At 62.8% G+C, this 26,100-nt stretch carries 24 protein-coding genes and 2 tRNA genes; 15 read left to right on the top strand and 11 right to left on the bottom strand.

Features of this window, described 5'->3' with window-relative positions; translation table 11 throughout:
- Nucleotides 1-327: 327 nt before the first annotated feature.
- Entirely contained in the window at nt 328-1,737 is a 1,410-nt protein-coding gene (locus ACR9YP_RS07765) for a serine hydrolase (protein ID WP_438103388.1), read from the bottom strand.
- Between the two features lie 564 nt (nt 1,738-2,301).
- Nucleotides 2,302-2,366: transfer RNA gene (locus ACR9YP_RS07760), tRNA-OTHER, on the bottom strand.
- Nucleotides 2,367-2,495: 129 nt separating this feature from the next.
- Here ACR9YP_RS07760 and ACR9YP_RS07755 point away from each other — a divergent pair.
- On the top strand, nt 2,496-2,849 hold the full coding sequence (locus tag ACR9YP_RS07755) for an LptM family lipoprotein (RefSeq protein WP_438103389.1): 354 nt from the start codon (nt 2,496-2,498) through the stop codon (nt 2,847-2,849).
- Nucleotides 2,850-2,910: 61 nt separating this feature from the next.
- On the opposite strand, the gene ACR9YP_RS07750 is transcribed toward ACR9YP_RS07755, so the two are convergent.
- The 4 genes from ACR9YP_RS07750 to ACR9YP_RS07735 form a co-directional block, all read right to left on the bottom strand.
- Nucleotides 2,911-4,881, bottom strand: a complete 1,971-nt coding sequence (locus tag ACR9YP_RS07750) for a sigma-54-dependent Fis family transcriptional regulator (RefSeq protein ID WP_474219309.1) — start codon at nt 4,879-4,881, stop codon at nt 2,911-2,913.
- Nucleotides 4,882-5,082: 201 nt separating this feature from the next.
- A complete protein-coding gene (acmB, locus tag ACR9YP_RS07745; protein WP_474219308.1) occupies nt 5,083-6,276 on the bottom strand; it encodes a methyl acetate hydrolase AcmB in 1,194 nt (397 codons plus the stop codon).
- An 82-nt stretch (nt 6,277-6,358) separates the two neighbouring features.
- Entirely contained in the window at nt 6,359-7,993 is a 1,635-nt protein-coding gene (locus ACR9YP_RS07740) for a flavin-containing monooxygenase (RefSeq protein ID WP_474219307.1), read from the bottom strand.
- A 290-nt stretch (nt 7,994-8,283) separates the two neighbouring features.
- The gene (locus ACR9YP_RS07735; RefSeq protein WP_438103391.1) at nt 8,284-9,165 is read right to left on the bottom strand and encodes a LysR family transcriptional regulator; all 882 of its coding nucleotides are present in this window, start codon (nt 9,163-9,165) and stop codon (nt 8,284-8,286) included.
- 185 nt (nt 9,166-9,350) lie between these two features.
- Here ACR9YP_RS07735 and ACR9YP_RS07730 point away from each other — a divergent pair, with 185 nt between their 5' ends.
- The 3 genes from ACR9YP_RS07730 (at nt 9,351) to ACR9YP_RS07720 (ending at nt 10,819) form a co-directional block, all read left to right on the top strand.
- Nucleotides 9,351-9,719 (top strand): nuclear transport factor 2 family protein, encoded by a 369-nt coding sequence (locus tag ACR9YP_RS07730; RefSeq protein ID WP_438103392.1) that lies wholly within the window; start codon nt 9,351-9,353, stop codon nt 9,717-9,719.
- A gap of 107 nt (nt 9,720-9,826) precedes the next feature.
- Nucleotides 9,827-10,111 (top strand): GYD domain-containing protein, encoded by a 285-nt coding sequence (locus ACR9YP_RS07725; RefSeq protein WP_438103393.1) that lies wholly within the window; start codon nt 9,827-9,829, stop codon nt 10,109-10,111.
- Between the two features lie 414 nt (nt 10,112-10,525).
- Entirely contained in the window at nt 10,526-10,819 is a 294-nt protein-coding gene (locus ACR9YP_RS07720) for a hypothetical protein (RefSeq protein ID WP_474221003.1), read from the top strand.
- Nucleotides 10,820-11,098: 279 nt separating this feature from the next.
- Here the strand turns inward: ACR9YP_RS07720 and ACR9YP_RS07715 are convergent, their stop codons facing one another.
- Nucleotides 11,099-11,686 carry an isochorismatase family protein gene (locus ACR9YP_RS07715; RefSeq protein ID WP_438110444.1) on the bottom strand — a complete coding sequence of 196 codons (588 nt, stop codon included), beginning with the start codon at nt 11,684-11,686 and terminating at the stop codon, nt 11,099-11,101.
- Between the two features lie 24 nt (nt 11,687-11,710).
- A complete protein-coding gene (locus ACR9YP_RS07710) occupies nt 11,711-12,772 on the bottom strand; it encodes an alkene reductase (RefSeq protein ID WP_438103394.1) in 1,062 nt (353 codons plus the stop codon).
- A gap of 109 nt (nt 12,773-12,881) precedes the next feature.
- Between ACR9YP_RS07710 and ACR9YP_RS07705 the strand changes: the two genes are divergently transcribed.
- Nucleotides 12,882-13,757, top strand: coding sequence for a LysR family transcriptional regulator (locus ACR9YP_RS07705; RefSeq protein WP_438103395.1), 876 nt, complete (start codon nt 12,882-12,884; stop codon nt 13,755-13,757).
- A 167-nt stretch (nt 13,758-13,924) separates the two neighbouring features.
- On the opposite strand, the gene ACR9YP_RS07700 is transcribed toward ACR9YP_RS07705, so the two are convergent.
- Nucleotides 13,925-14,001: transfer RNA gene (locus tag ACR9YP_RS07700), tRNA-Arg, on the bottom strand.
- Between the two features lie 270 nt (nt 14,002-14,271).
- Entirely contained in the window at nt 14,272-15,774 is a 1,503-nt protein-coding gene (locus ACR9YP_RS07695; RefSeq protein WP_370989102.1) for an ATP-binding protein, read from the bottom strand.
- A 349-nt stretch (nt 15,775-16,123) separates the two neighbouring features.
- Here ACR9YP_RS07695 and rpmH point away from each other — a divergent pair, with 349 nt between their 5' ends.
- The 10 genes from rpmH (at nt 16,124) to dapE (ending at nt 25,130) form a co-directional block, all read left to right on the top strand.
- On the top strand, nt 16,124-16,258 hold the full coding sequence (gene rpmH, locus ACR9YP_RS07690; protein WP_008542748.1) for a 50S ribosomal protein L34: 135 nt from the start codon (nt 16,124-16,126) through the stop codon (nt 16,256-16,258).
- A 27-nt stretch (nt 16,259-16,285) separates the two neighbouring features.
- Nucleotides 16,286-16,684, top strand: coding sequence for a ribonuclease P protein component (gene rnpA / locus ACR9YP_RS07685; RefSeq protein WP_128940840.1), 399 nt, complete (start codon nt 16,286-16,288; stop codon nt 16,682-16,684).
- Between the two features lie 16 nt (nt 16,685-16,700).
- The gene (yidC, locus tag ACR9YP_RS07680; protein WP_091887309.1) at nt 16,701-18,554 is read left to right on the top strand and encodes a membrane protein insertase YidC; all 1,854 of its coding nucleotides are present in this window, start codon (nt 16,701-16,703) and stop codon (nt 18,552-18,554) included.
- Between the two features lie 141 nt (nt 18,555-18,695).
- Nucleotides 18,696-19,349 (top strand): ribosome biogenesis GTP-binding protein YihA/YsxC, encoded by a 654-nt coding sequence (gene yihA / locus ACR9YP_RS07675; RefSeq protein WP_438103396.1) that lies wholly within the window; start codon nt 18,696-18,698, stop codon nt 19,347-19,349.
- Nucleotides 19,349-19,714, top strand: coding sequence for a DUF423 domain-containing protein (locus ACR9YP_RS07670; RefSeq protein WP_438103397.1), 366 nt, complete (start codon nt 19,349-19,351; stop codon nt 19,712-19,714). The genes yihA and ACR9YP_RS07670 overlap by 1 nt, the downstream gene beginning before the upstream one ends.
- 250 nt (nt 19,715-19,964) lie before the next feature.
- On the top strand, nt 19,965-20,852 hold the full coding sequence (gene argB, locus ACR9YP_RS07665; RefSeq protein ID WP_128930895.1) for an acetylglutamate kinase: 888 nt from the start codon (nt 19,965-19,967) through the stop codon (nt 20,850-20,852).
- Between the two features lie 161 nt (nt 20,853-21,013).
- The gene (locus ACR9YP_RS07660; protein ID WP_438103398.1) at nt 21,014-22,000 is read left to right on the top strand and encodes a DUF1036 domain-containing protein; all 987 of its coding nucleotides are present in this window, start codon (nt 21,014-21,016) and stop codon (nt 21,998-22,000) included.
- Nucleotides 22,001-22,177: 177 nt separating this feature from the next.
- Nucleotides 22,178-22,903, top strand: coding sequence for a pyrimidine 5'-nucleotidase (locus ACR9YP_RS07655; RefSeq protein WP_438103399.1), 726 nt, complete (start codon nt 22,178-22,180; stop codon nt 22,901-22,903).
- 192 nt (nt 22,904-23,095) lie between these two features.
- On the top strand, nt 23,096-23,941 hold the full coding sequence (dapD, locus tag ACR9YP_RS07650) for a 2,3,4,5-tetrahydropyridine-2,6-dicarboxylate N-succinyltransferase (protein WP_370990697.1): 846 nt from the start codon (nt 23,096-23,098) through the stop codon (nt 23,939-23,941).
- Between the two features lie 10 nt (nt 23,942-23,951).
- Entirely contained in the window at nt 23,952-25,130 is a 1,179-nt protein-coding gene (dapE, locus tag ACR9YP_RS07645) for a succinyl-diaminopimelate desuccinylase (RefSeq protein ID WP_474219305.1), read from the top strand.
- 177 nt (nt 25,131-25,307) lie between these two features.
- Here the strand turns inward: dapE and truA are convergent, their stop codons facing one another.
- Entirely contained in the window at nt 25,308-26,045 is a 738-nt protein-coding gene (gene truA, locus ACR9YP_RS07640) for a tRNA pseudouridine(38-40) synthase TruA (RefSeq protein WP_438103401.1), read from the bottom strand.
- Nucleotides 26,046-26,100: the final 55 nt, after the last annotated feature.

Here is a 26,100-nt window from a genome sequence, read left to right as displayed (position 1 = left end):
CGTGCATTTGGCGCACCACGGCCGATGAAGATGGGCACTATTGTTTCGCTGTAGCGCTATGATGCCGCAGTCTGGTACGCGCTCCAATCGGCAAAGCTACGACATGCTACGACATTGCACTACGCCTCGCGGGCGCTGTCTGATTTGCTTCCGAAATTGATGCTGTGACCGCACTCAAAGCGACCGGCCGGGTCGCGGGTCCGTAGTTCGGATATACGGTACCATGTCGCGTCCCATGCGCCGATTGACAATACGCAGTGGCAGGTCAGCACAACTTGCACGAGGCGCAGAGCTTCAAGCTCTGTGTGCTCACGATCGTCGCCATCTCTACTTCAGGAATTGTATGTCCGGCGCATTTGGCTCCAACGGGGCAGCTATAGAATAAACTCTTTCACCTTCCCCGCGCACGAATTTCATCTCGATGCCGTCGGGGTACCTTGGAATCGATTGTTCGAACGCTCGGAACACGTCAGCATCCAAATACTTCAATGTCCCGAAAAGGCCCCGCCAAGCCCAGTTCAACGCATTGCCCCCCAAGGATATCGTTATAGTTCCGTATGCAGGGTTGTGGTACTCGCCAACATAATCGCTAAGGGGACTCGATGGTGGCATCTCTCCCCTATGACCCCCACGCACATCGCAATCTCCGTCCTTGACGACAGGTGATTTCTCCTGTGCCCCTAAAATCCGTGATCGCCAGTCCACTGTCTTTGTGCCTAAGAGGAAATCGAATGTAGAATAAGCAAGGAATGCTGGTGCCGGATGGGGATCACGATTTGTGAGGATGACGACCGCGATTCCTTCATCCGGCAAGAGCCCCATAAATGCGCACCATCCAGGTTGTGATCCCGTGTGGCTTACAAACCTTGCACCCCGATAACACTCACGCCGCAAACCCAGCCCGTAGTATCGGTCACCGAACTCGGGGTACGCAGCACTCCCAACATAAGCATGTGGGGTCATCATCATCTCACGCACCTCGAGAGATAGTAGCTTTTCCCAGCCACACAGTACGCGCAGCCACCCACACATGTCCTTAATCGATGCGACAACCCCACCGGCTGGAGTCGCCCTCATTGGCCAAAAGTGACCTCGATAAAGCACTTCTTCTTCCACCGGATGGGGGTGCGCATGATCAGGAGAGTTTGCAAGTCCATCCACCGAGAATGCAAAATCTGAAAATCCAGCTGGTAGCAGAAGCCGCTCTGAGGTGAAGTCTTCCCACGATCTTCCGCTCACTCGTTCAATAACAGCGCCAGCTACAACGTACCCAAGATTTGAGTACTGAAACGTCCCACTAGAAGAATTCCCAGGCTCCAGACATTGAAGCGCGCGGATCATCTGGCTCCTTGAATAGTCACCTGGAGACCATATTCTATCGTGCGCAGGCAGGCCCCACCGATGGCAGAGCAAATCCAATATCGTGGTGGCTCTCGTTGCTACCGGATCATGTAGGTGAAACTCAGAAAGAACTTCGTGAACCGCTGTTTCCCATTTCAGCTTGCCTTCCTGTACCAATAGTCCGACACCAGCTGCTGTCATAGATTTTGTTAGAGAGCACAAGAGGAAGCGGGTACGGACACCAACTCGTTCGTCGCTCCCCAAATCTCGTAAGCCGTAGCCTTTGAGCACCAGAGTCTTACCGAGCTGTACTACTCCAATGGCCAGCCCTGGTACTCGCCATATCTCCATCGCTTCCTGGACCAGTTGGTCGACATAACTCTCGACAATTGTCATTTTGTAGTCCCGACAGTTTAGGGCACGCACATACTTAAATATCCCCCGGCAAAGCCAGGGGCTTTAGGAATTGAGCCGCTCAAAGCGGCCGTGGGGACGCAACTAAACCTCCTCTTTCCACTGAGTCCGCGCTGCTATCAGGATGCCATCGCTGGTCAAAATTGACTATCGGGGACCCAGAGGTTTCGGCAAAGGCCGCAGGGGCTATCGGGTCGGGCTGGGTTTCGGACGGCTAGATAAAAGCGACGGTGTCGCTCCGGGCCATCGGGGGTCGTAAGTATTTGTCTGCACATTGTTTTGGATGGCACTGTAGCGGTACCGTATGAAGGGGCCTGGTGCCGCTTGAACCGCAAAAGCATTCAAAATCAACGTTCCGAGCACCATCGTTCGCAGCGTAGCGTCTTGTTGCGCGTGCTCGGCGTGATGTCCCGCCACGATCGCATGGAAGCCGCTGCCGGACCAACGGTGCGCCGTCAAGGCTCGCGCTGGGCGCGCCTGCGCACGCTCGTCGCCGCGTCCGGCGCAAAAACGGCAGGTTTTGGAGTGCCCAGTTTTGTACCGAGGTGGCGCGCCCGGAACGATTCGAACGCCCGCCCCTCAGATTCCCTATCCGGCTGAACTACGGGCGCGTTTTCGCGAACAGCGATGGCGGGCGTTGCCCGCGACACACGGTTCGTGAACCGGAATGGCGTGGCGGCCGACGAAGATGGGCACTCTTGCATCTTCCTGGCCTCCGCCTGTCCGATAGAGAGCGAAGAATGAGACGGCAATTTTCTTTGGTGATTCTCGTTGCGGCTCTGCCGATCCTGTCGGCGTGCGGGCAGCCGATGCCGGACGACAAGGCCGCTTATGTCGGCGAGTGGCACGCGCAGGCGATGGACGTAGAGCTCACGAAGGACGGGACCGTCCGCTACAAGCGCGTCCGGCGCAACACCACGGCAGGCAGCACCACGATATCGATCGACGCTCCGTTGCGGCGGTTCGAGGGCGACAATTTCGTCGTCGGCATTCCATTTCTCACGGCGACATTCGAGGTATCGGCGCCACCGCACCAGGAGGCGGGGACATGGAAGATGGTGGTCGACGGCGTCGAGCTGACCCGCATTCCCTAGGCGGACACTTCCGCTGGAAACCTGGCGGCCCAACCCCAATGCTCAGAGAACGGCCCTGATTTCAGGCGGGGTCGTTTGCGGAGCCCAGGTCGGGACGAATGCCGTAGCGGCGCAGCTTGGCATAGACGGTGCTCTTGGCGAGACCGAGCGCGGACGCGGTGGCTGCCACATGACCATTGCATGAGCGCAGCGTGCGCGCGATGAGATCGCGCTCGGAAGATTCGGCGAGCGACAGGTCGTGGTCACCTCCGGCGCGCAATTCCGTCTGGGGGATGACATCGGGCAGGTTCGAAACTTCGATCACGTCCCCGTCCCCGATCAACATCAGGCTTTCGACCAGATTGCGCAGCTCGCGCACGTTACCCGGCCAGTCATAACCTTGCAGGCACGCAAGCGCCTGCGGCGTGAAACTGCGATCGCCGAGGCCATAGCGCGTCCTTGCCTGAGCAACGAAGTGTTCGACCAGCATCGGAATGTCATCCGGCCGCTCCTTCAAGGGAGGCACGACGACCGGGACCACCGCCAGCCTGTAGTAGAGATCCTTGCGGAAGCGCCGTTCATTGACCTCGATTTGCAGCTCGCGGTTGGTTGCAGCGACGAGCCGGAAGTCCACCCTGCGCGTCGTGGTCTCGCCGATGCGGTTGATCTCGCCGCTTTCCAGCGCCCGCAGCAACATGGGCTGGAGGTCGAGCGGCAATTCGCCGATCTCGTCGAGGAAAAGAGTTCCGCCTGAAGCGGCTTCGATCTTTCCGGCCGAGCCGCCGCGACGCGCGCCGGTGAAGGCACCCTCCACATAGCCGAACAGCTCGCTGGCGAGCAGTTCGCGCGAGACGCTGCCGCAATTGACGACGACGAAGGGACGTTCGCGCCGAGGCGATGCCGCATGGATGCCTTGGGCAAATATCTCCTTGCCGACGCCGGTCTCACCGAGCAGCAGGACGGGCGCGGAAGTCGCGGCGACGCGACGGCACGTCTCGACCACCGCATGCATCCTCGCATTGCCGTGGACGACGCTTGCGAATGCATGCGCCCCTTCGCGCGCAAGCGGCAGGCACGTCCTGCTCGCGGCCACCGGCTTTGGCGCGACCATGACCGTGCCGAGATGTTCACCCTGGTAGACCACCGGCCGCAGCCACTCCTCCTTGATCCAGGCCGGGCGTGACGTACCCCAGGGACGGTCATCGCTGGTCCCGATCTGAGGAAAGTCAGGCTGGCCCCGTGGCGCGCCGAGGTCGCGCATGATCTGCGCCATCTCGCCGTTGGCCTTGAACGGGCGCCCGGCACTATCGAACAGCACCGTGTGGTGGCGGTCCGCGGCAGGCACCATCCACAAGCACTGATCAAGCAGCCGGTAGCGGGCGTCCATCTCCATCTGAAGCAGATGTGCCTCGATGCGCGCGGCCGCCGAGATCGCCAGTGCGAGGGCCTGCCGCCCGTAGGAATCGGACAGCCCGGAAATGTCGATGGCCCCGATGACTGCGCCGTCGATGGGATCGCGGATGACGGAGGCCGAGCAGGTCCAGCGCTGGATCCCGGAGCAGAAATGTTCGGTGGCATGGACCTGAATAGCCTGGCCGGTCTGCAGCGCCGTGCCGATCGCGTTGGTGCCGCAAGTCGCCTCACTCCAATTGCTGCCGGGCAACAGGTGCGTCTTCTCCACGGCATTGCGCAGCGCGAGCCTGGTATCGCCTTCCAGGCGCAACACGATGCCATCGGCATCGGTCAGCACCATCACCGTGCCGGTTTCGAGCATGTAGTCGCGCGCCAGCGCCATGGTCGAAGCGCCGGCGTGGACCAGGCGGGTGCGCTTGTCGAGCAGGCGATGCAGCCGGTCGCCGTTCATCGGCAGGGGCGCCTGGCAGCGCCGATAGTCCACGGCCGATTGCTGGCTCCGCCGCCAGGACTCGTTGATCGCGGGCCGAACGACCTGCCCGCCGGCGCCGCTCCCGGACATGAAGCGCTCCCAGCTGGTCAGGACGGCGCGTTCAATACCTGGATTGGCAAAGGCTTCCTCCGGTGTCTGCCCCAACACGCTTCCTCCTTTGACGCGCTGAGCGGTCCAAGATCTTCTTGTTGTTGGGGGACCCCAAGCTTTATCGCCTGATTTTGAAATCATTCCATGCCGAGGCGCAACTGACAACCGGATCAGGGCGCAACTTAGGCGCGCCTCCGACCGCACTGCGAAAGCCGTGAAGCCGAAAGGCGCGCCGAATGTTCTAACCCGACAACGCGCTTACGCGGCCTTGCGCCGCTGCAGGGTGTCGTAGAAGGCGGTCTCGAAACGCATATATCCGGTGAACGAAGCCGGATCGCCGAACGGCAGGATCTGGGTTGCCCAGTAGCCGCCGAAGCCATTCTGCCGGTCGATCCAGTAGAACAGGTTTGCCAGGCCCGCCCAGCCGAGCGCACCCGCGGGGCGGCCCGTTGGTGCCTTCTCGTCATTGACCATGAACGTGAACGCCCACGATTTCGATTGTCCCGGGAAGAACTCGGCATCGTTGGAGAGCGACTTGATCACGCCCGGCAGCGCCGTCACCTTGAGATCGCCGAGGTGGTTCTTTTCCGCCATCTTCACGGTCTCCGCTTTCAGCACGCGGCCGTGCGGGCCATTGCCGTCGTTCAACCACATCCGGATGAACCGCATGTAGTCTCCGACTGTGCTGTAAAGGCCGTGCCCGCCCATATGAACCTCGGGGCTGGCCGGCAACTCGAAGTCCATCGGCGTGAGCGAGCCGTCGGCGTTGCGGGCGTGCACGCCGGCAAGCTTGCTGCGGACGGCATCGTTGATCTCGAACGTCGTGTTCGCCATTCCGAGCGGCTTGAAGATGCGCTCGACGAAGACCTCGCCCAGCCGTTTGCCGGTAATGCCCTCGACGACCTGCCCCACCCAATCGATGTTCGTTCCGTACTCCCACTTCGAGCCGGGATCGAACAGCAGCGGCGTCATGAGCGAGGCTTTTGACGAGGTGATCACGCTCGGTTGTCCGTGCTCGGTCGCCAGGCGCAAATAGTTCTCGTTGAAGAAATCGTAGCCGAAGCCGCCGATGTGCAGCAGCAGCATGCGTGTGGTCAGCTCGCGCTTCGGCGCTCGCAGCCTGGGCTGGCCCTCGGCGTCGAAGCCGTCGATCACCTGGAGCTTGCCGAGATCGGGCGCATATGTCTTGGCGGGAGCATCGAGATCAAGCCGACCCTCTTCGATCAGCTGAAGTGCGGCGGTGCCGGTCATCGCCTTGGTGGTCGAGAAGATGGCGAAGTTCGAATCGGTCGTCATCGCCTCCGGCTTGTCGGTCCGACGCTTGCCTGCGGCGCCTTCGTAGATGTTGCCGTTGCGATCCGTCACCATGGCGACGACGCCCGGCACACCCTTCCCGTTCGCGACGGTCTCATTGAGGATTGCGTCGGCGTCGACAGTGAATTCCTTGCGCATATGTTTCTCCGTTCTGTGTTGGCGAGATGCAAAAAGCGAGGCCGCGCTCACGCGACGGATCGCGCGGCCCTGTTCGCGGTGCTTATTGCTTGGCGAAGCCCTGGTAGCCGGCGGCGGCGACTTCATCGCACTTCTTGCGATAGGTCCCGACGCCGCCGATGTAGGACAGCAGTCGGCGCGGCTTGCCCTCGACGTTGGAGCCCATGTACCAGGAGTGAGTCTTGGTCACGAGAGTCGCGCTCGCGATCTCGTCGTGATGGGCGACCCAGGCATCCTGCGCTTCCCGCGTCGGCTCGATGACGCTCAGCTCGTTCTTGCGCAGATAGCCAATGCAGTCGCTGATCCACTCGACCTGCTGTTGAAGACACGTCGTCATGTTGCACAGGGCGGTGGAGGGTGCCAGCGGCGCTCCGGTCGTGAACATGTTGGGATAGCCATGGACCTGCAACCCCATGGTGGTACGGATATCGCGGCTCCATTCGTCCTTCAGCGAACGGCCGTCGCGGCCGCGGATGTCGATGCGGGTCAGCGCGCCCGAGCCGGCGTCGAAGCCGGTCGCGAGGATGATGACGTCGAAATTGTACGTCGTCCCATCGGCGAGCTCGAGGCCTGCGGGCGTGATCCGCTCGATCGGATTGTCCTTGACGCTCACCAGCTCGACATTCGGCTGGTGATACGCTTCGAGATAGTTGGTCTCGAGCGGAACGCGATGCGTCCCGAAGCCGTAGTCGGTCGGAATCAGAGTCTCGCACAGTTTCGGATCCTTGAGTTGCGCGCGCATCTTCTTGCGGACGAATTCGGAGATTTCCTCGCTGACGTCCTCCTCGAAGAACATCTCTGCGAACGATGCGAGCCACAGCCGCAGCGAGCCCTCGTCCCAGATCTTCTCCAGCACCGCATGGCGTTGCTCGCTGGTCAGGTCCTTCCAGTTGCCGTTGGTGAAATCGTACTCGAAGCCGGTGAAGCTGTGGGGAAGCGTCTCGCAGAACTCCTTGAAGCGCGCCTTGTAGGCCTCGACCTCCTTCGGACCGTATTTCGGATTCTTCATCGGGATGACGTATTGCGGCGTGCGCACGAACACCTTCAGGCTGCCGACCTCGCTTGCGATGGTCTGGATCACCTGGATGCCGGTCGCCCCGTTACCGACGACGCCGACGCGCTTGCCGGCAAGATCGAGATCCTGCTTCGGCCAGCGGCCGGTGTGAACGAGCTTGCCCTTGAACGTCTCCTGTCCGGGAAACACGGACGTCAGTGGCGCCGACAGCATACCGGTGCACGTGATCAGGAATTGCGTGTCAATGACCTCGCCCTTGTCGGTCGTGATCGTCCAGCGCTGCGTCGCCTCATTGTAGACGGCGGAGGTGATCGTCGTGCTGAAGCGGATGTCCTTGCGGAGATCGAGCTTGTCGGCAACATAATTGAGCCAGCGTTCGATCTCGGGTTGGCCGGGGAAACGTTCGCTCCAGCTCCAGCCCTTGTAGAGTTCTTCGGAGAAAAGATACTGGTAGATGTAGGCCTCGGAGTCGAAGCGCGCGCCAGGATAGCGATTCCAGTACCATGTTCCACCTACACCGGTTGCCGCGTCGAACGCCTTGACCTTGAGACCCAGCTCGTCGCGCAGCTTGTAGAGCTGGTAAAGGCCAGCAACGCCCGTACCGATGACCACCGCGTCGAGACTCTCGTGTCGACGTGCGGAGTTGGTCTTGTTCCCACTCATGCATTCCTCCCAATCTCGCTTGTTGTCCTCCCCCGCCGCAAGGCGTGAGATGCGGGTGGGAAACGCAGATTGTGTGCCAGCCCCGGCGCGCGGCTCTAAGCACTTGCGATGATTGAGCTTATGGTTTGCCGGCTGCGGCGCGGCGCGTTCGAAATTCGAACTGGAGGAGAGGCGCGAGACCGAAATCTGATCGCGCATGCGCCTTCACGCTTCCGGGGGCGCCGTGCAACTCATTCGGCGCAGACGAGGCGGCCAACGTCAGGATTCCGCGGGCCTGAAGCAAATTCCGGTCAAGAGAGTCGCAGCGCGTTCACGAGTGCAGCTAGCGCAGCAGGCTGATGCTGACGACTGGGGTAATACATGAAGAAACCGGGAATTGGCGGCGTCCAATCCTCCAGGACGCGGATAAGCCGACGCTTCGCCAAGTGCTCAGCGACCTGCTCTTCATAGGCGAGCCCGATGCCAATTCCAGCGAGCACCGCCTGAATCACCAAGTGCGTATCGTCGATGATGAGCGGGCCGTTCACGCTGATCGTGACCGACTTTCGTCCCTGCTCGAATTCCCATCGATATGGACCGCTCGGAAGACGCAAGGTTATGCAGCGATGATCATTGAGATCCTTTGGTTTTTGCGGAATGCGTCGTGACGCGAAATAACGAGGCGATCCAACCACCGCCAGTCGCAATTCCGGCGTGACCCGCACAGCGATCATATCCTTTTGAATGTACTCGCCGAGCTGAATACCGGCATCGAACTCGCCCGCAACAAGGTCTACGGGGCCGGTGACGGTGACAACGTCGAGGACGATGTCAGGATAGGCCTCGACGAATGCCGTCAGCTTCGGCAGCAATACCATCACCGCAGCCGACCGGGACATTACAATTCGAAGGCGCCCAGCAGGTCGCTGACGAATGCTTCGGGCTTTGTTGAGAGCACGATCAATCTGCTCGAGCGCCGGAGATAAGTCGTTCAAGAGAGCTGCCCCGGCAGCGGTTGGCGCGACACTCTTGGTTGTTCGAGCAAGAAGCTGTAGCTCAAGCCGTTGCTCAAGTCTCCGGATCGTATGGCTGAGAGCAGACTGTGACACGCCGAGCTTTACTGCGGCCCGCGTGAAGCTTCGTTCACTCGCGACGACTGCAAAGGCTGTCAGCTCGTTCAATTCGTTTCTCATGATTTATGAATATCACTCATGACTCTATCCCGTGCAACAGGTCTAGCATCATAAGCCGCTTGGCCGTAGGTTCGGCCAACAAGGAGCGTGAGGCACCTTCGGCACAGTCCGGGTGCTTAAGACTCTCGGCACGGCAGGCGGGCCGCGCGAGTCGGTCCGTTGTAACGATTTTTGCAGGATGACTGATGGACACGGATGTTCACGCGTTGCGCTCCCTGGCGCAGACCTATTTCGACGCGGCCTATGAAATGGATGCTGAGAAATTTGCATCCATATTCCATCCCTCGAGCTCCGTCACAAAGGTCGGTGACGATGGCAACGTGGCTGTGACGCCGATTGCCGCGTGGCTCGCAGCGGTCCGCAACCTGAAAGCACCGAAAGAACAGGGCCTCGAGCGCGACGACCAGATCGTGTCAATCGACGTCGAAAGAGAGCTCGCGCTCTTGAAGTTGAAATTCCAGATTCCGCCTCGTTACTTCACGGACATGCTGTCATGCTTAAAGGTCAATGGGGCCTGGAAGATCGTTCAGAAGGTGATGACTTCGAAAACGTAGCAAATTGGCGGAACCTCCGCCACGAAACGGCATGTACGCGGGTCGCGGGAAGGCGTATGGTTGTTGGGTCCTTCTCGCACGACGATCAACATGACGTGGAGGTGGCCATGAAATATGTGCTGCTTGGTAATCTGAGCCCGGAGTGGGCGAGCAAGCAATCGGAGCGGATCGGCAAGGCCAAGGCAAAGCTCGACAATCTGGGTATCAAGATCGAGTCGATCCACTACACGCAGGGCTACTACGATTTCGTCGACATCATTGATGCCCCGAATTCGGAAGCGGTGCTCGCGTTCTCGGTCTGGTACTCGACCCAGGGTCTGGGGCGGATCCAAAGTATGCCAGCCTTCGACGCAAAGAGCTTCGAAGCCGCGATCAAGAACGCGGTGGGCTGAGCGCTGCCGGCTCACGGATCGCAGATCGAGCGACGACAAGATGAAAGCGACGGTGTCGCTCCGGGCCCTTGTGCGCGGCGTTGATGAGATCATCGCGCTTCACGCTCCGATCCACGAGACGATCTAGCGCGACTCGACGCTCGAAAACGAGGTGATCGATGTGGTCGCCATTGGCGATGGCGTGGCCGTCGCGCATTCCTGGAGCCGTCTCACGGTTGGCGCCGGGCATCCCGCCGGACCTCATTCCATGGACACATCCAAGCGGTACTGACCCGCTGGGACGGCAAATGGCTGATCAAGGCGCTCGAAAACGTGACCTTGACGAACCCACGCACCGGCGAGCCGGTCCTGCGAAAGTGACGTCGGCGGAGAGATTTCCGGAGCCGACACGCGTTGGAGGCGACGATGAAGACGATGGAGACGAACGTCAGGAGGCTGTTCGAGCGATATGAGAGTATCTCCAAGGCTTCTCTGCGCGGCGACGTCGACATGGATGACGTCGCGGCGCTCTACGCCTCCGAGTTCGTCGCGGGGCATTGCGTCGCCCATGTCGCCTGGAGAGCGACGTATGTCCGCAAGAACCAATCCGACGTCGTGATTGATTTCGACGTCCACTACCTCGTCCAGCAGTTGGGCGCAGAGCCCAAGGTCTTCGGATGGGTGTCGGGGGACGAGCAGGCGCTGCTGAGGGAGCACGGCGTCATTTGACGCTGACTAGGCCCCTCACGCACATCTTGATACCGAAATGGCGCGCCACGGCCGACGAAAATGGGCACTATTGTTTCTCCGTGGCGCTATGATGTTGCCGCCCATCACGCGCTCCAATCGCCAAATCTGGGATGGCCTGCGACCTTGTGCTACGCCTGATGGGCGAGCTCTCTTCCCGATTTTTCAGGGCCGGCGAGCGTGAAAGAAGGCCGGTAGTGATCCCCCGACCTTGCTGTTTCCGGCAGCGCCTCCCGACTGAGCGGGAAGCGCTTCTCTTGCTCAAGCCTGCAGAGCTTTCATCACCACTTCTTGCACAATTTGGCTGCCTTCCGGCGTGGTCCAGTTTCCTGCAAGCTCCGCGATCACTTGATTGGTGCTCGTCAGCGTGACACCGCCTTTCTCCATCCGGCGCAGGGCCATATCGTCGCCCATCTTGCTCGGCGAGCCGCCAGCGTCAGCGACGACCTGCACCTCGTAACCATCACGGACCAGGCTCAGCGCCGGGAAGACCGTGCACACATCGTTGGTGACGCCGGCGATGATGAGCTTCTTGCGTCCCGTCGCCCTGACGGCCGCCGCGTAGTTCTCGTCGTCCATGGCGTTGACGATGCCAACGCGCTTGATACGCGCGGCGAACGCCGCAGGCAGGATGGATCCCAGTTCGCTCAGCAGCGGCCCCTGCGCATATTCCTCCATGCTGGAAGTCAGCACGACCGGCAGCCTTAGGATGCGGGCGGTCTCGGCCAACATCAGCGCGTTGCGTTTCATCTCCCCAAAGTGAATGGAGTGAACCCAGCTCATGGTGCCGACCTGATGGTCGATCAGCAGCATGGCGGCGTTGTCGGCATTGAATCGCTCGTAAACCATCATGTTTCTCCTTTTAGCCAAACCTCAGGCGCTCAAAGCGGGGTAATCGACGTAGCCCTGCGCAGCGCCGCCAAAGAAGGTGTTGCGGTCTGCCTCGTTCATCGGCGCATTGGCCTTCAGCCGCGCGACGAAATCCGGATTGGCCAGGACCATCTGGCCGTAGCTTTCCAGATCGGCCAGCCCCGAAGTCACGTCGGAGCCGATCCGGTCGCGCGCGCGGCCCGGCCGGTTCAGGACCAGCGGCTGCTTCCAGAGCTTACGGATGTCGGTCAGAAGCGTCTCGTTGCCTTGATGCATGACGTGCACATAGGCGAGACCCAGCCTGTCGAGCTCAGCGACCAGATAACGGTAAAGATCCGGCCCTTCAGCGCCTTCGTCGATGCCCCACATCGTCGTGCCGGGAGACAGCCGGATGGCGGTTCTGTCCGCGCCGATCTCTTCGGCAATCGCGGTGGTCACCTCGATGGCGAAGCGCGCCCGATTTGGGATCGAGCCACCGTATTCATCGGCCCGCGTGTTGGCGCTTGGCGCGAAGAACTGATGGACCAGATAGGCATTTGCGCCGTGGATTTCGACGCCGTCGGCGCCGGCCTCGATGGCGCGGCGCGCCGAGTAGCGGAAATCCTGAACGGTCTGGCGCACTTCCTCGGTCGTCAGAGCGCGAGGTTTGGGAATGTCCTGCATGCCCTTCGCGGTGAACATTTGCGTCCCCGGCGCGATAGCGGACGGCGCAACGCCCTGACGATGATGTGGCGTGTTGTCGGGATGCGACATGCGCCCGGCGTGCATGAGCTGGATAAAGATGTGGCCGCCCGCCTCGTGCACGGCGGACGTGACCTTGTTCCAGCCGTCGGCATGCGCGTCGGTATAGATGCCCGGCGTGGTGAGATAGCCCTGTCCATCGTCCGAAGGCTGGGTCCCTTCGGTGACGATCAGGCCGACGCCGGCGCGCTCGGCGTAGTATCGGGCGGCCAGATCGCCCGGCACGCCCGCAACATCCGCCCGGGAACGGGTCATTGGCGCCATCACGAGCCGGTTGGGCAGCGTGTAGCGGCCAACGCGAACGGATGAGAACTGTTGTTTCATGGATGAATTCCCTCTCGAGAGTTGGATGAGAAGGAAGGTGGGCTATCCATTTTCAGGATAAATATGATAAATCTGAAATGATTGATCCATCTATGGAGCAATAATCAACTTGGAACTGCTGAACGACATGGCGCTGTTTGTCGAGGTCGTGAAAGCGCGGAGTTACCGCCGGGCGGCCCAAACAGTCGGCGTGCCCAACTCCACTTTGTCACGGCGGATCAGCGGCCTCGAAAAGGCGATTGGGTTACGGCTTCTGCACCGCACGACACGCAAGATCGAACTGACCGAAGCAGGTCAGATCTATTTCGAGCGTTGCAGGCGCATTGTCGATGAGGCACGACTCGCACATGAGCAACTCGGTGAGATGCTTGCCCAGCCGAGCGGCATCTTGCGCGTTTCTCTGCCTGTGGATTTCGCTACGACTTATCTTGCGTCCAAATTGGCGGAGTTCTCTCGGCGCTATCCAGGGATCAGCTTCGAGTTCGACCTTACGCCGAGGCGCGTCGATCTGGTGGCCGAGCCGTTCGATGTGGCGATCCGCATGGGCGAGTTGCCGGATTCGACCCTGATCGCGCGCAAGCTCGCCGAGCTTCCGCGCTATCTATACGCGTCGCCGCGCTATCTCGAACTTTCCGGAGAACCGGGCGGACCCGCCGACTTGGAAAAGCATCAGTGTCTCTGCTTCCCGAGAGGCGACGTTTGGACCCTGCACCGCGGAGCGCAATCGGTGGAGGTCGCCGCCGGCGGCCGATTCCGGCTCAACAGCATCGGCATGATGCGGCGCATGGCGGGATTGGACTTGGGCATCGCCATGCTGGCGGAAGCCATCGTCGCCGAGGATTTGAAGGATGGACGGCTGCGCCGCGTGCTGCCGCAATGGCAGGCTGCGCCAATTTCCGTGCACGCGGTCACCGAGACACGTTTGCTGCCCGCGAAAACGCAGCGCTTTATCGAGTTCTTGAGCGAGTGCTTGACCCGGACTTGATCCATCGATGTGAGGCGGCGCTTGTTTGCTATCGCAGCGTTCGCCGCCAAGACCCATGTGCTGATGCGAACGCGAAAGGCCGCCGGACCTCAGCAGTCTTACCCTACGAAACTCCGTTTGCGAAAACGAGCCGAGCGCCTTGCATGAAATCGCAGATCGGAAGGAAATGGCGCGCCCGGAACGATTCGAACGTCCGACCCTCAGATTCGTAGTCTGATGCTCTATCCAGCTGAGCTACGGGCGCGTTTTTCGCAAACAGCGATGGCGGGGGTGACCCGCGACGCATCTCCCGGAGGGCCGGAAGGGGTGCGAAAGAGCGCTCTGACTAGCCGCTCTTGCCGGCGTTGGCAAGGTCCGGGATGGGGAGATTTTTGCAAGGAGATGACGGTCAGCATGGTCATTCCGGGGCTCGCGAAGCGAGAAGTGCGGAATCTCGCGCCCAAAACCTCTGGATTCCGGGTTCGGCGCCTTGCGCCGCCCCGGAATGACGGACTCAGCTCGGCCGCTGGCCGACTTACGCCCGCGCCCGCTCGTTGCGGATGGAGAGCAGTTCCACGGGGCGGTCGGGAATGACGATGCGGAAGGTGGCGCCGATGGTGCCTTCGACGAGGTGGATGTCGCCGCCATGGGCGCGGACGAGCTCGGCCGCGATGGCAAGGCCAAGACCGCTGCCGCCGGGGCGGCCGGAGGTCTGGAAAGCCTCGAACAGGTGCTCCCGGGTCTTCTGGGGAACGCCTGGGCCGGTGTCGGAGACTTCCAGGATGGCGACGGCGCCCTCGCGTTTTCCCGTGATCCGGATCTGCTGCACGCCGCCATCGCCGGAGGAGGCATGGGTTTCCAGCGCCTGGGCGGCGTTGCGGACGAGGTTGAGCAGCACGCGGAACAGCTGGTCGGGATCGGCATCGACCGCAAGCCCGCGCTCGATCGCGGCGACCCAGGCGATCGTGGCATCGCTGGCCAGCCCTGCGGTCTCGCGCACCTCCAGCACCACCGGCTCGATCAGGATCATGCGGCGGTCGGGCGCGGCCTCCTGGGCGCGGCCATAGGACAGCGTCGACTGGCAGAAGGCGATGGCGCGCTCGAGCGAGCGCACCAGCTTCGGCGCAAAACGCTGCACCCGCGGATCCGGCACACTGGCGAGCTGGTCCGACAAAAGCTGTGCCGAGGCCAGCAGGTTGCGCAGATCATGGTTGATCTTGGAGACGGCGAGGCCGAGGGCGGCGAGCCGGCTCTTCTGATTCAGCATCGACATCAGATCGCGCTGCATGTCCGACAATTCGCGCTCGGCCACCCCGATCTCGTCGCTGCGCTGGCTCGGCACGATGATCCGCGCAGCGCTCTCGGGGTTCTCGTGGAAACCGACCAAGCTGGCGGTGAGCCGCCGCATCGGGCGCACGAACAGGTAATGCAGGGCGAGATAGACGAGGCCCGCGGTCAGCGCCGCGATGATCAGCGCGACCACCACGACGTTGCGCGAGAAGCGGTACATCTGCTGCCGCAGCGGCAACTCGTCGGTCACGATCTCGATGAATTGGGCATTGCCGACGCCGGGCCCAACGATGCGGATGGCCTGGTTGCCGGTCTCCAGCATCATCCGGAACGAGCCGGTGATCGCGTCCCAGGCCGTCATGTCGCGCAGGTCGATGTCGTGCCCGATGGCTGTCGGAAGGTTATCGCTGGCGAGCAGCCGGCGCTGCTGGCCCATCTTGATGGCGACGGCGCGGGCATTGATGCTCTTCAAGATCTGCCGCGACAGCGAATCGGGAACCATGCCAAGCGGCGCGGCATCCAGCACCAGTGCTGCCGTATTGGCCGCCGCCACCCGGTCGTTGAGCCGGTTGACCCAGAAGTTGGCGATGGCGGGCACGTAAAGCAGGCTGGCCGCGATCATCACCAGGGGGATGGTGAGCAGCAGCAGCTTGCCTGACAGCCCGAGCCCGCCCGACCCACGCGGCCGCATCGCCGGCTGGTCCGGCTGATCCAGATCCTGGATCGGCTGGCGATCTGTGGCTGCCACGAAATTCGCCCCTGTTGACCTTGGCTGACGCAGGATGCGACCCGTCCCGGGTCCGGTCAAATTACGGATCGCTAATCTGCCGAGGTGAGATGTAAGCGCTGGTAAAGCGAGTCGCCACCTCAAGGGTTAAAAACCCCGCACAAACAGCGATATTCACCGGAAACGCGCGCTTGTGCGGCGTTGACGAAAACAAGGCGCTCCCTTATAAGCCGCGCGAATTGTCCGCGATGACCCGGTGCGACACCGGGAGCGGCTCTCTTGGGGCCGGAAACGGCCCGTTTTGGGCCGCATCTTCCGGACTTTACCATCAATTCTACAGGCAAATTGCCCGGTCAGCGGAGAAAAACCCGTGAAGCGGACTTATCAACCCAGCAAACTGGTGCGCAAGCGCCGTCACGGCTTCCGTGCCCGTCTCGCCACTGCCGGCGGCCGCAAGGTTCTCGCCGCCCGCCGCGCCCGCGGCCGCAAGCGTCTGAGCGCCTGAGCCGGACCCCCTTTTTGGGATTTCATCATGGATCGGCTGAGGCAGCGGGCGGATTTCCTCGCCGTTGCCAATGGCGCGCGGGTGAATAATCCCGCGTTCGTCCTGCAAAGCCGCCGCCGGGACGACGGCGGCCCGATCCGGATCGGCTTCACCGTTTCCAAAAAGAACGGCAACGCCCCCGAGCGCAATCGTATCCGGCGCCGGCTTCGCGAATTGGTGAAGCGGCTCGATCCGGTGTCGATGCAACCCCATCATGATTATGTGCTGGTCGGACGAAGGGACGCGCTCTCGCGCGACTTCGCGACCATGCTCGACGATCTGCGCATAGCATTCACGAGGCCGGCGCGGCATACGGCCAAAGGACCGGCCAAGGCGCGCGGCCAGAGGCCGGATCGCGCCACAGCGACAAGCCGCAAACCGGATTGATGACGAGACAATCGAGATGACCGACAATCGCAATACCATCCTCGCCGTCATTCTATCCGGCCTGGTGCTGATCGCCTGGCAGTATTTCTACAACGTGCCGCAGATGGAGAAGCAACGCGCCCAGCAGCAGGCGCAGACCGAGCTCCAGAAATCCACGCCGCAGCCGACGGCGTCCGCAACGCCGGGCACCACGCCGCAGGCCGGTGGCGCGACTCAGCCGTCGACACCGGCCGCGAACCAGCAGCAGGCCCAGCCGGTCGTTGCCCGGGACGCCGCGATTGCGGCCAGCCCGCGCGTGAAGATCGACACGCCGCGGATTGCCGGCAGCATCTCGCTGAAGGGCGGCCGCATCGACGACATCGCGCTGGTGCAATTCCGCGAAACCGTCGACCCGAAGTCGCCGCCGATCATCCTCTATTCCCCCTCGGGCACGGCGGAGCCCTATTACGCCGAGTTCGGCTGGGTGGCGGCGACGGGCGTAACGGCGAAGATGCCTGATGCCCAGACCGTCTGGCAGCAGGACGGCAGCGGCAGCCTGACGCCGTCGACGCCGGTGGTGCTGAAATGGGACAATGGCGAGGGCCTCACCTTCCGCCGCACCATCGCGGTCGACGACCATTATCTCTTCACCATCAAGGACGAAGTGAGCAATGTCGGCAACGCGCCGGTCACGCTCTATCCGTTCGCACTGATCTCGCGCCACGGCGCGCCGCAGGTCTCGGGCTACTACATCCTGCATGAAGGCCTGATCGGCTATCTCGGCGACCAGGGCTTGCAGGAATACGCCTACAAGAAGATCGACGAAGCCAAGACGGTCAACTTCAAGGCCACCAATGGCTGGCTCGGCATCACCGACAAGTACTGGGCCTCGGCGCTGCTGCCCGACACCAATGCGCAGCTTCAGGCGCGCTTCTCGTCGAACCCGGTCGGCAACGTCCACACCTACCAGACCGACTATCTGCTCGATCCCGTCACCGTCGCGATCGGCGGCACGGCCACTGCAAACGCGCGTCTGTTCGCGGGCGCCAAGGAAGCCGGTGTCGTCGGCGTGTTCCCGTTCGCCGGCCTCGGCGGCTACAACAAGGCGCTGGGGCTCAACCACTTCGATCTCTTGATCGACTGGGGCTGGTTCTACTTCATCACCAAGCCGATGTTCCTCGGCCTCGACTTCTTCTACCGCTTCTTTGGCAATTTCGGCATCTCGATCCTGCTCGTGACCGTGATCGTGAAGCTGCTGTTTTTCCCGCTGGCGAACAAGTCCTACGCCTCGATGGCGAAGATGAAGTCGATCCAGCCGCAGCTGCAGGCGCTGAAGGAGCGCTATCCTGACGACAAGGTGAAGCAGCAGCAGGAGATGATGGAGATCTACCGCAAGGAGAAGATCAATCCGGTCGCCGGCTGTCTTCCCGTGGTGATCCAGATCCCGGTGTTCTTCTCGCTCTACAAGGTGCTGTTCGTCACCATCGAGATGCGGCACGCGCCGTTCTACGGTTGGATCAAGGACCTCTCTGCGCCCGACCCGACCAATTTGTTCAACCTGTTCGGGCTGATCCCCGTCGATCCGACCACGATCCCCGTGTTCGGCCACTACCTCGCGCTCGGTATCTGGCCGATCATCATGGGCATCACGATGTGGTTCCAGATGAAGCTGAACCCGACGCCGCCGGATCCGACGCAGCAGATCATCTTCAACTGGATGCCGCTGATCTTCACCTTCATGCTGGCCGGCTTCCCGGCGGGCCTCGTGATCTACTGGGCCTGGAACAATCTGCTCTCGGTGGTCCAGCAGAGCTTCATCATGCGCCGCAACGGCGTGAAGGTGGAGCTGTTCGACAATCTCAAGGCGACGTTCGCGAGGAAGGCGACGTAGGCGCCCTTGCCGGGCGCAAATGCCTCCACATCGTCATGCCCGGGCTTGTCCCGGGCATCCACGTTTTTGGAGGCTCGTTTCGTGACTAAGACGTGGATGGCCGGGACGAGCCCGGCCATGACGAGAGGATAGACCGCTCGCATGAACGACAAGACCGACGAGCGACTGATCGAGGCCGGGCGAAAACTGTTCGCCCGCGACTGGCAGTTCATCTGGGCCTCGCCCTCGATTGCCACGCTGCCACCGATGGCGGGGCTGGAGATCGCCTTTGCCGGACGCTCCAATGTCGGCAAGTCCAGTCTCATCAACGCGCTGACCGGCCGCAACGCGCTGGCGCGCACCTCGCATACGCCGGGCCGCACCCAGGAGCTGATCTTCTTCGAGGTCCCCGGGAAGAGTGACCTGCGCCTTGTCGACATGCCCGGCTACGGCTATGCCAAGGCGCCCAAGAGCCAGGTCGCGTCCTGGACCGAGCTGATCCACAAATTCCTGCTGGGGCGTGCCAGCCTCGCGCGCGTCTATGTGCTGATCGATGCGCGGCATGGGATCAAGGACGTCGATCTCGAAGTCCTGAAGACGCTCGATCGCTCCGCGGTCAGCTACCAGATTGTGCTGACCAAGGCCGACCAGGTGAAGGCCTCCGAGCTGCAAGCGCGCATCGTCGAGACCGAGGCCGCGCTGGCCAAGCATCCGGCCGCATTCCCGAACGTGCTCGCGACCTCGTCGCGCAGCTCGACCGGCATGGAGGGCTTGCGCGCCGCGATGGCGAAGCTCCTGGAAGAGCGAGCCTCGTGATGGCGGCACAACGCCTGCTGATTGGGCTTGCCGGTTTGATGGGCGCCGCCGGCGTCGCGCTGGCGGCCGCCTCCGCGCATGGCGGCGACGCGAGCCGGCTGGCATCGGCCAGCGCCATGCTGCTGTTTCATGCAACTGCCATACTTGCGACCGTCGCGCTGCTCGCGCGCGGCCTTCTGCATGGTGGAATTGGCCTTGCCGCCACGTTCGGCTTCGCAGCTGGCGCCGCATTGTTCGCGGGTGACCTGACCTTGCGGCAATATGCGGGGCACGCGCTGTTTCCCTACGCGGCGCCGACCGGCGGAACGGTGATGATCTTGGGCTGGCTGGCGGTGACGTTGGCGGCGGTGGTGGCGAAGAAGTGACGCTCCATCTTACCCTCCCCTGGAGGGGGAGGGTCGGCTCATATTGAGCGAAGCGAAATGTGAGCCGGGGTGGGGTGATCTCTCCACTCGGGCACTGCTCATCGTGGAGAGATCACCCCACCCCGCTCGCGCTGCGCGCGATCGACCCTCCCCCTCCAGGGGAGGGTAAGAGCGAACGCCACACTTTGCGCCGCGCCCGCCAATCAGATAGAACGCAGGCCGCGTTAGTCCCGCCAGCGAGATCCGCCTCATGACCGACATCTCCCCGCTCGACCAGGCCCGCATCCTGTCCGAAGCGCTGCCGCACATGCAGCAGTATGACGAGGAAACCATCGTCATCAAATATGGCGGCCATGCCATGGGCGACGAGGAGACTGCCAGGAACTTTGCGCGCGACATCGTGCTCTTGGAGCAGACCGCGATCAATCCGGTGGTGGTGCATGGCGGCGGGCCGCAGATCGCGACCATGCTCAAGCGCCTCGGCATCGCCTCGGAATTCGCCGCAGGCCTGCGCATCACCGATGCCGCGACCATCGAGATCGTCGAGATGGTGCTCGCCGGCTCCGTCAACAAGCAGATCGTCGGCTACATCAACGAAGCCGGCGGCAAGGCCGTGGGCCTGTCGGGCAAGGACGGCAACATGGTGAAGGCGTCGAAGACGACGCGGACCATCATCGATCCGGGCTCGAACATCGAGAAGGCGATCGATCTCGGCTTCGTCGGCGACCCCGAGAAGGTCGATCTCACTTTGCTCAACCAGCTGATCGGCTACGAGCTGATCCCGGTGCTGGCACCGCTCGCAACCTCCAAAGAAGGCCAGACCCTGAACGTCAACGCCGACACGTTTGCGGGTGCCGTTGCCGGCGCGCTGAAGGCCAAGCGCCTCCTGCTGCTCACCGACGTGCCAGGCGTGCTCGACAAGTCCAAGAAGCTGATCCCGCAATTGTCCGTCAAGGACGCGCGAAAGCTGATCGCCGACGGCACCATTTCCGGCGGCATGATCCCGAAGGTCGAGACCTGCATCTACGCGCTCGAACAGGGCGTGCAGGGCGTCGTCATCATCGACGGCAAGATGCAGCATGCGGTACTGCTCGAGCTCTTCACCAACCAGGGCACGGGAACGCTGATCCACAAGTGATGGGCGAACGCGAGCAGCGGAAGATGGTCGTCATGCCCGGGCTTTACCCGGGCATCCACGCCTCTCCGCACGCGCGGTCACACGTGGATGGCCGGGTCAAGCCCGGCCATGACGGGTTGAGACAGCGGAGGCCTCGCCGTTCCCCTCTGACCCGCTTCCTGATGACGCTGCCCGCCGCTGCCGTCTCGTTCGTCTTCTCCTCCGCGCCGGCTTTCGCCGACCTCAAGATCTGCAACCGCATGTCCTATGTCGTCGAGGCCGCGATCGGCATCGACGACAAGGCGGCGACCGCGACGCGGGGCTGGTTCAGGATCGATCCCACCACCTGCCGCGTGGTGGTGCAGGGCACGCTGACGGCCGACCGCATCCTGCTCAACGCCCGCGCGCTCGGCGTCTATGGCGCCTCCCCGATCCCGCAGAACGGCCGCGACATGCTGTGCGTGGCGCAGGACAATTTCGTCATTGCGGCGGCGCGGCAATGCCGCAGCGGCCAGGTCCAGGCCGCCTTCACGCAAGTGACGCCGACGCAAGGCGCGGACGGCAACCTCATTGCCTATCTCGCCGAGGATTCCGAATATGACGACGAGCAGGCGCGCCTCGCCGGCATCCAGCGGCTGCTGGTGATCGCGGGTTACGATGTCGGCGCGATCGACGGCGTCGACGGGCCGAAGACGCAAGCAGCGCTGGCCGCATTCCTGAAGAGCCGCGGGCTGTCGTCCGACGTCGTCTCGTCGCCGAATGTGTTCAAGACCATGGTCGATGCGGTGCAGACCCCCTCCGCGACCGGCCTCACCTGGTGCAACGACACGCCGCACAAGGTGATGGCGGCAGTCGCGAGCGACGACGGCAAGTCGGTGACGAGCCGCGGCTGGTATCGCATCGATCCCAAGACGTGCCTGCATCCTGACGTGACCGGCCAGCCCAGGCAGATCTTCAGCTTCGCGGAAGCGGTCGATGCCGACAACCGCGTCATCAAGCTGAAGGACCGGCCGCTGAACTGGGGCGGCGACAAGCAGCTCTGCACGCGCGAGACCAAGTTCGAGACGAGCGAGCAGACCGATTGCGGCGCGCGCGGCTTCGCCGCGACCGGCTTTGGCGCGGTGGACATGTCAAGCGGCGGCAAGACGCTGCGGTTTGCGATGCCGTGACTTTTGTCAATGTGATTAGAATGCGCACACCACAAACTCCGCCGTCGTCCCGGCGAAGGCCGGGACCCATAACCACAGGATTGCGTTTGGCGAAGAACGACGACGAGGGTGCCCGATTGACGGGTCACGGAGTATGGGTCCCGGCCTGCGCCGGGACGACGCGTTGAGAGAGTTGTGATGCCCCTGCCCCGCACCTTCGCCCATGTCGACACCTGGGTGTTCGATCTCGACAACACGCTCTATCCGCACCACGTCAATCTGTGGCAGCAGGTCGACGCGCGGATCGGCGAGTTCGTGTCGAGCTGGCTGAACGTGACGCCCGAGGAGGCGCGCAATATCCAGAAGGATTATTACCTGCGCTTCGGCACCACCATGCGCGGCATGATGACCCTGCACGGCGTCTCCGCCGACGACTACCTTGCCTACGTCCACAAGATCGACCATTCGCCGCTGGAGCCGAACCCAGCGCTCGGTGCAGCCATCGCCGGGCTGCCGGGGCGCAAGCTGATCCTGACCAACGGCTCGGTCGACCATGTCGATGCCGTGCTGGCCCGGCTCGGCTTCGCAACGCATTTCGACGGCGTGTTCGACATCATCGCCGCCGAGTTCGAGCCAAAGCCGGCGCCGCAGACCTACCGGAAATTCCTGAGCGACCATGCAGTCGATCCGACCCGCGCCGCCATGTTCGAGGATCTCGCCCGCAACCTCGCCGTTCCCCACCAGCTCGGCATGACCACGGTGCTGGTGGTGCCCGACGGCACCAAGGAGGTGGTGCGCGAGGATTGGGAGCTGGAGGGTCGGGATGCAGCCCATGTCGACCACGTCACGGACGATCTGACGGGGTTTTTGGCCGGGCTCAGCACGCTCTCTCCACGTCGTCCCGGCGAAGGCCGGGACTCATAACCACAGGACGTGGTTTGGGGCGAAGTGGCAACTCCGAGTCTTCGCAAAACTCCTCCCTGTGGGTATGGGTCCCGGCCCCCCGTGCGCAATGGCGCACTAAGCCGGGACGACTGCCGAGCCTTGACTCCGTCCCCTCAAATCCCGAAAAAGCGCCCCAATCCATCAAAATTCCCGCTTTCAGAGGAAATCCCGATGTCCCTTGCAGCCCTCGAATCCACCATCAACGGCGCCTTCGACGCGCGCGAGACCGTCTCGACCACGACCAAGGGCGAGGTGCGCGAGGCCGTGGATCAGGCGCTGGAGATTCTGGACAAGGGCGAGGCGCGTGTTGCCGAGCGCGGCAGCGACGGCAAGTGGAAGGTCAATCAATGGCTGAAGAAGGCCGTGCTGCTGTCCTTCCGCCTCAACGACATGGGCGTCATTCCCGGCGGATCGGGCAAGGCGACCTGGTGGGACAAGGTGCCCTCGAAGTTTGAAGGCTGGGGCGAGAACCGTTTTCGCGATGCCGGTTTCCGTGCCGTCCCCGGCTCCATCGTGCGCCGCTCGGCCTTCATTGCCAAGAACGTCGTGCTGATGCCGTCCTTCGTCAATCTCGGCGCCTATGTCGATGAGAGCACCATGGTCGACACCTGGGCCACCGTCGGCTCCTGCGCCCAGATCGGCAAGCGCGTGCACATCTCCGGCGGCGCCGGCATCGGCGGCGTGCTCGAGCCGCTCCAGGCCGAGCCCGTGATCATCGAGGACGACTGCTTCATCGGCGCGCGCAGCGAGGTCGCCGAAGGCGTGATCGTGCGCAAGGGCGCGGTGCTGGCGATGGGCGTGTTCCTGGGCGCCTCGACCAAGATCGTCGATCGCGAGACCGGCGAAATCTTCATGGGCGAAGTGCCTGAATATTCGGTGGTGGTGCCCGGCGCGCTGCCCGGCAAGCCGATGAAGAACGGCCAGCCCGGCCCAAGCACCGCCTGCGCCGTCATCGTCAAGCGCGTCGACGAGCGCACGCGGTCGAAGACCAGCATCAACGAGCTGCTGCGGGATTGATCGGACGCGCATGACCGATGCTCTCTCCATTGCCCGCGATCTCATCCGCTGCCCCTCGGTAACCCCGGCCGATGCCGGTGCGCTCGGGGTGCTTGAAAAAGCCCTCAGCGCCGCCGGCTTCACCTGCCACCGCGTGACGTTCAGCGAGCCCGGCACCGCCGACGTCGACAATCTCTATGCGCGGATCGGCAGCGAGGGCCCGCACATCACCTTTGCCGGCCACACCGACGTGGTGCCGCCGGGCGACGAGAGCGCCTGGAGCGTCGGCGCATTCTCCGGCGAGGTGAAGGACGGCGTGCTGCACGGCCGCGGCGCGGTCGACATGAAGGGCGGCATCGCTTGCTCGGTCGCCGCGGTGCTGGAGCATCTCGCCGCCAATGGCGGCAAGCCGCGCGCCGACGGCCAAAAATCGGGCTCGGGTTCAATCTCCTTCCTGATCACCGGCGATGAGGAGGACGTCTCCATCAATGGCACCATCAAGCTGCTGAAATGGGCCGCCGAGCGCGGCGAAAAGTTCGACCATTGCGTGCTGGGCGAGCCCTCCAACGTCGAGACGCTCGGCGACACCATCAAGGTCGGCCGCCGTGGCTCACAATCGGGCACGCTCTATGTCGACGGCGTGCAGGGCCATGTCGCCTATCCGCATCGGGCGTCCAACCCGGTGCCTGATATCGCGCGGCTGATCGTAGCGATCTCCGACGAGCCGCTCGATCATGGCAGCGCCCAGTTCCAGGCCTCCAACCTCGAGTTCACCTCGGTCGACGTCGGCAACAAGGCCAGCAACGTCATCCCCGGCGAAGCCCGCGCGAAATTCAACATCCGCTACAACGACAACCACACCCAGGCGAGCCTGCGCGAATTGGTCGAGACGCGCCTCGCAAAAGCCTGCGGCAACCGCATCCGCGCCCGCATCATCTGGGAGCCCTCGAACTCCAACGTGTTCGTGACCAAGCCCGGCCCGTTCACCGATCTCGCGGTCTCCGCGATCGAGGAGGTGACGGGCCGCAAGCCGGAGCTGTCGACGAGCGGGGGTACGTCGGATGCGCGGTTCATCTCCAGCTATTGCCCGGTGATCGAGTTCGGCCTGGTCGGCCAGACCATGCACCAGATCGACGAGCGCGTGCCGGTGACGGATCTGGAGAAGCTGACCAAGGTGTATCGGGGGATTTTGGCGCGGTATTTTGGGTGAGGCGCTGGCGCCTTCCACTTCGCCCTCACCTGCCACTCCGCTGTCATCGCCCGCGAAGGCGGGCGATCCAGTATTCCACCGAAAGCAGTGATTGAACCGATAGGCCGCGGCGTACTGGATGCCCCGCCTTCGCGGGGCATGACACCGAGAGTGTGGCGCGCGCGCGCGCCTCACATCTCAATAATCCACCTTCACCAGATACAACCCTTCCGGTGGGGCGACGATGCCGCAGGCGGCACGGTTGCGGGCAGCTAAGGCTGCGGAGAGATCGTCCGCGGTCCAGCGTCCCTCGCCGACCCAGATCAGCGATCCCACCATCGAGCGCACCTGGCTGTGCAGGAACGAGCGCGCCGAGGTGAGAATCGTGATCTCGCGGCCATCGCGCGCGACGTCGAGCTGGTCGAGCGTCTTCTCCGGTGATTTGGCCTGGCACTCGGTATCGCGGAAGGTCGTGAAATCGTGCTTGCCGAGCAGGCGTTGTGCTGCCGCATGCATCGCGTCGGCATCGAGCCGTCGCGGCACGCGCCAGGCGTGGCCGACGTCGAGCGCGAGATTGGCGCGGGTGTTGATGATGCGGTAGCGGTAGTGGCGCTTGATGGCCGAGAAGCGCGCCTCGAAGGTCTCGGGGACGATCTCGGCCTCGAGCACCGCGACCGGATGCGGGCGCAGATGCGCGTTGAGCCCGTCGCGAAAACGATCCGGCGCAAATTGCTTCGCGATGTCGACATGCGCAACCTGGCCGAGCGCGTGCACGCCGGCATCGGTGCGGCCGGCGCCATGCACCCGCGCGTCCGCGCCGGTCATCGCCTTGACGGCAGCTTCCAGCGCGCCCTGCACCGAGGGCAGCGTCTCTTGCACCTGCCAGCCGCAGAACGGCGCGCCGTCATATTCGATGGTGAGCTTGTAGCGGGGCATCTCAATCCGGGTTGTGTCATCATCCGCGAAGGCGGACGATCCAGTACTCTGCGAC

This window comes from Bradyrhizobium sp. BR14999 (assembly GCF_056106085.1).
The sequence above is the reverse complement of the archived record's forward strand: the minus strand, read 5'-3'. Positions and strand labels throughout refer to the sequence as shown.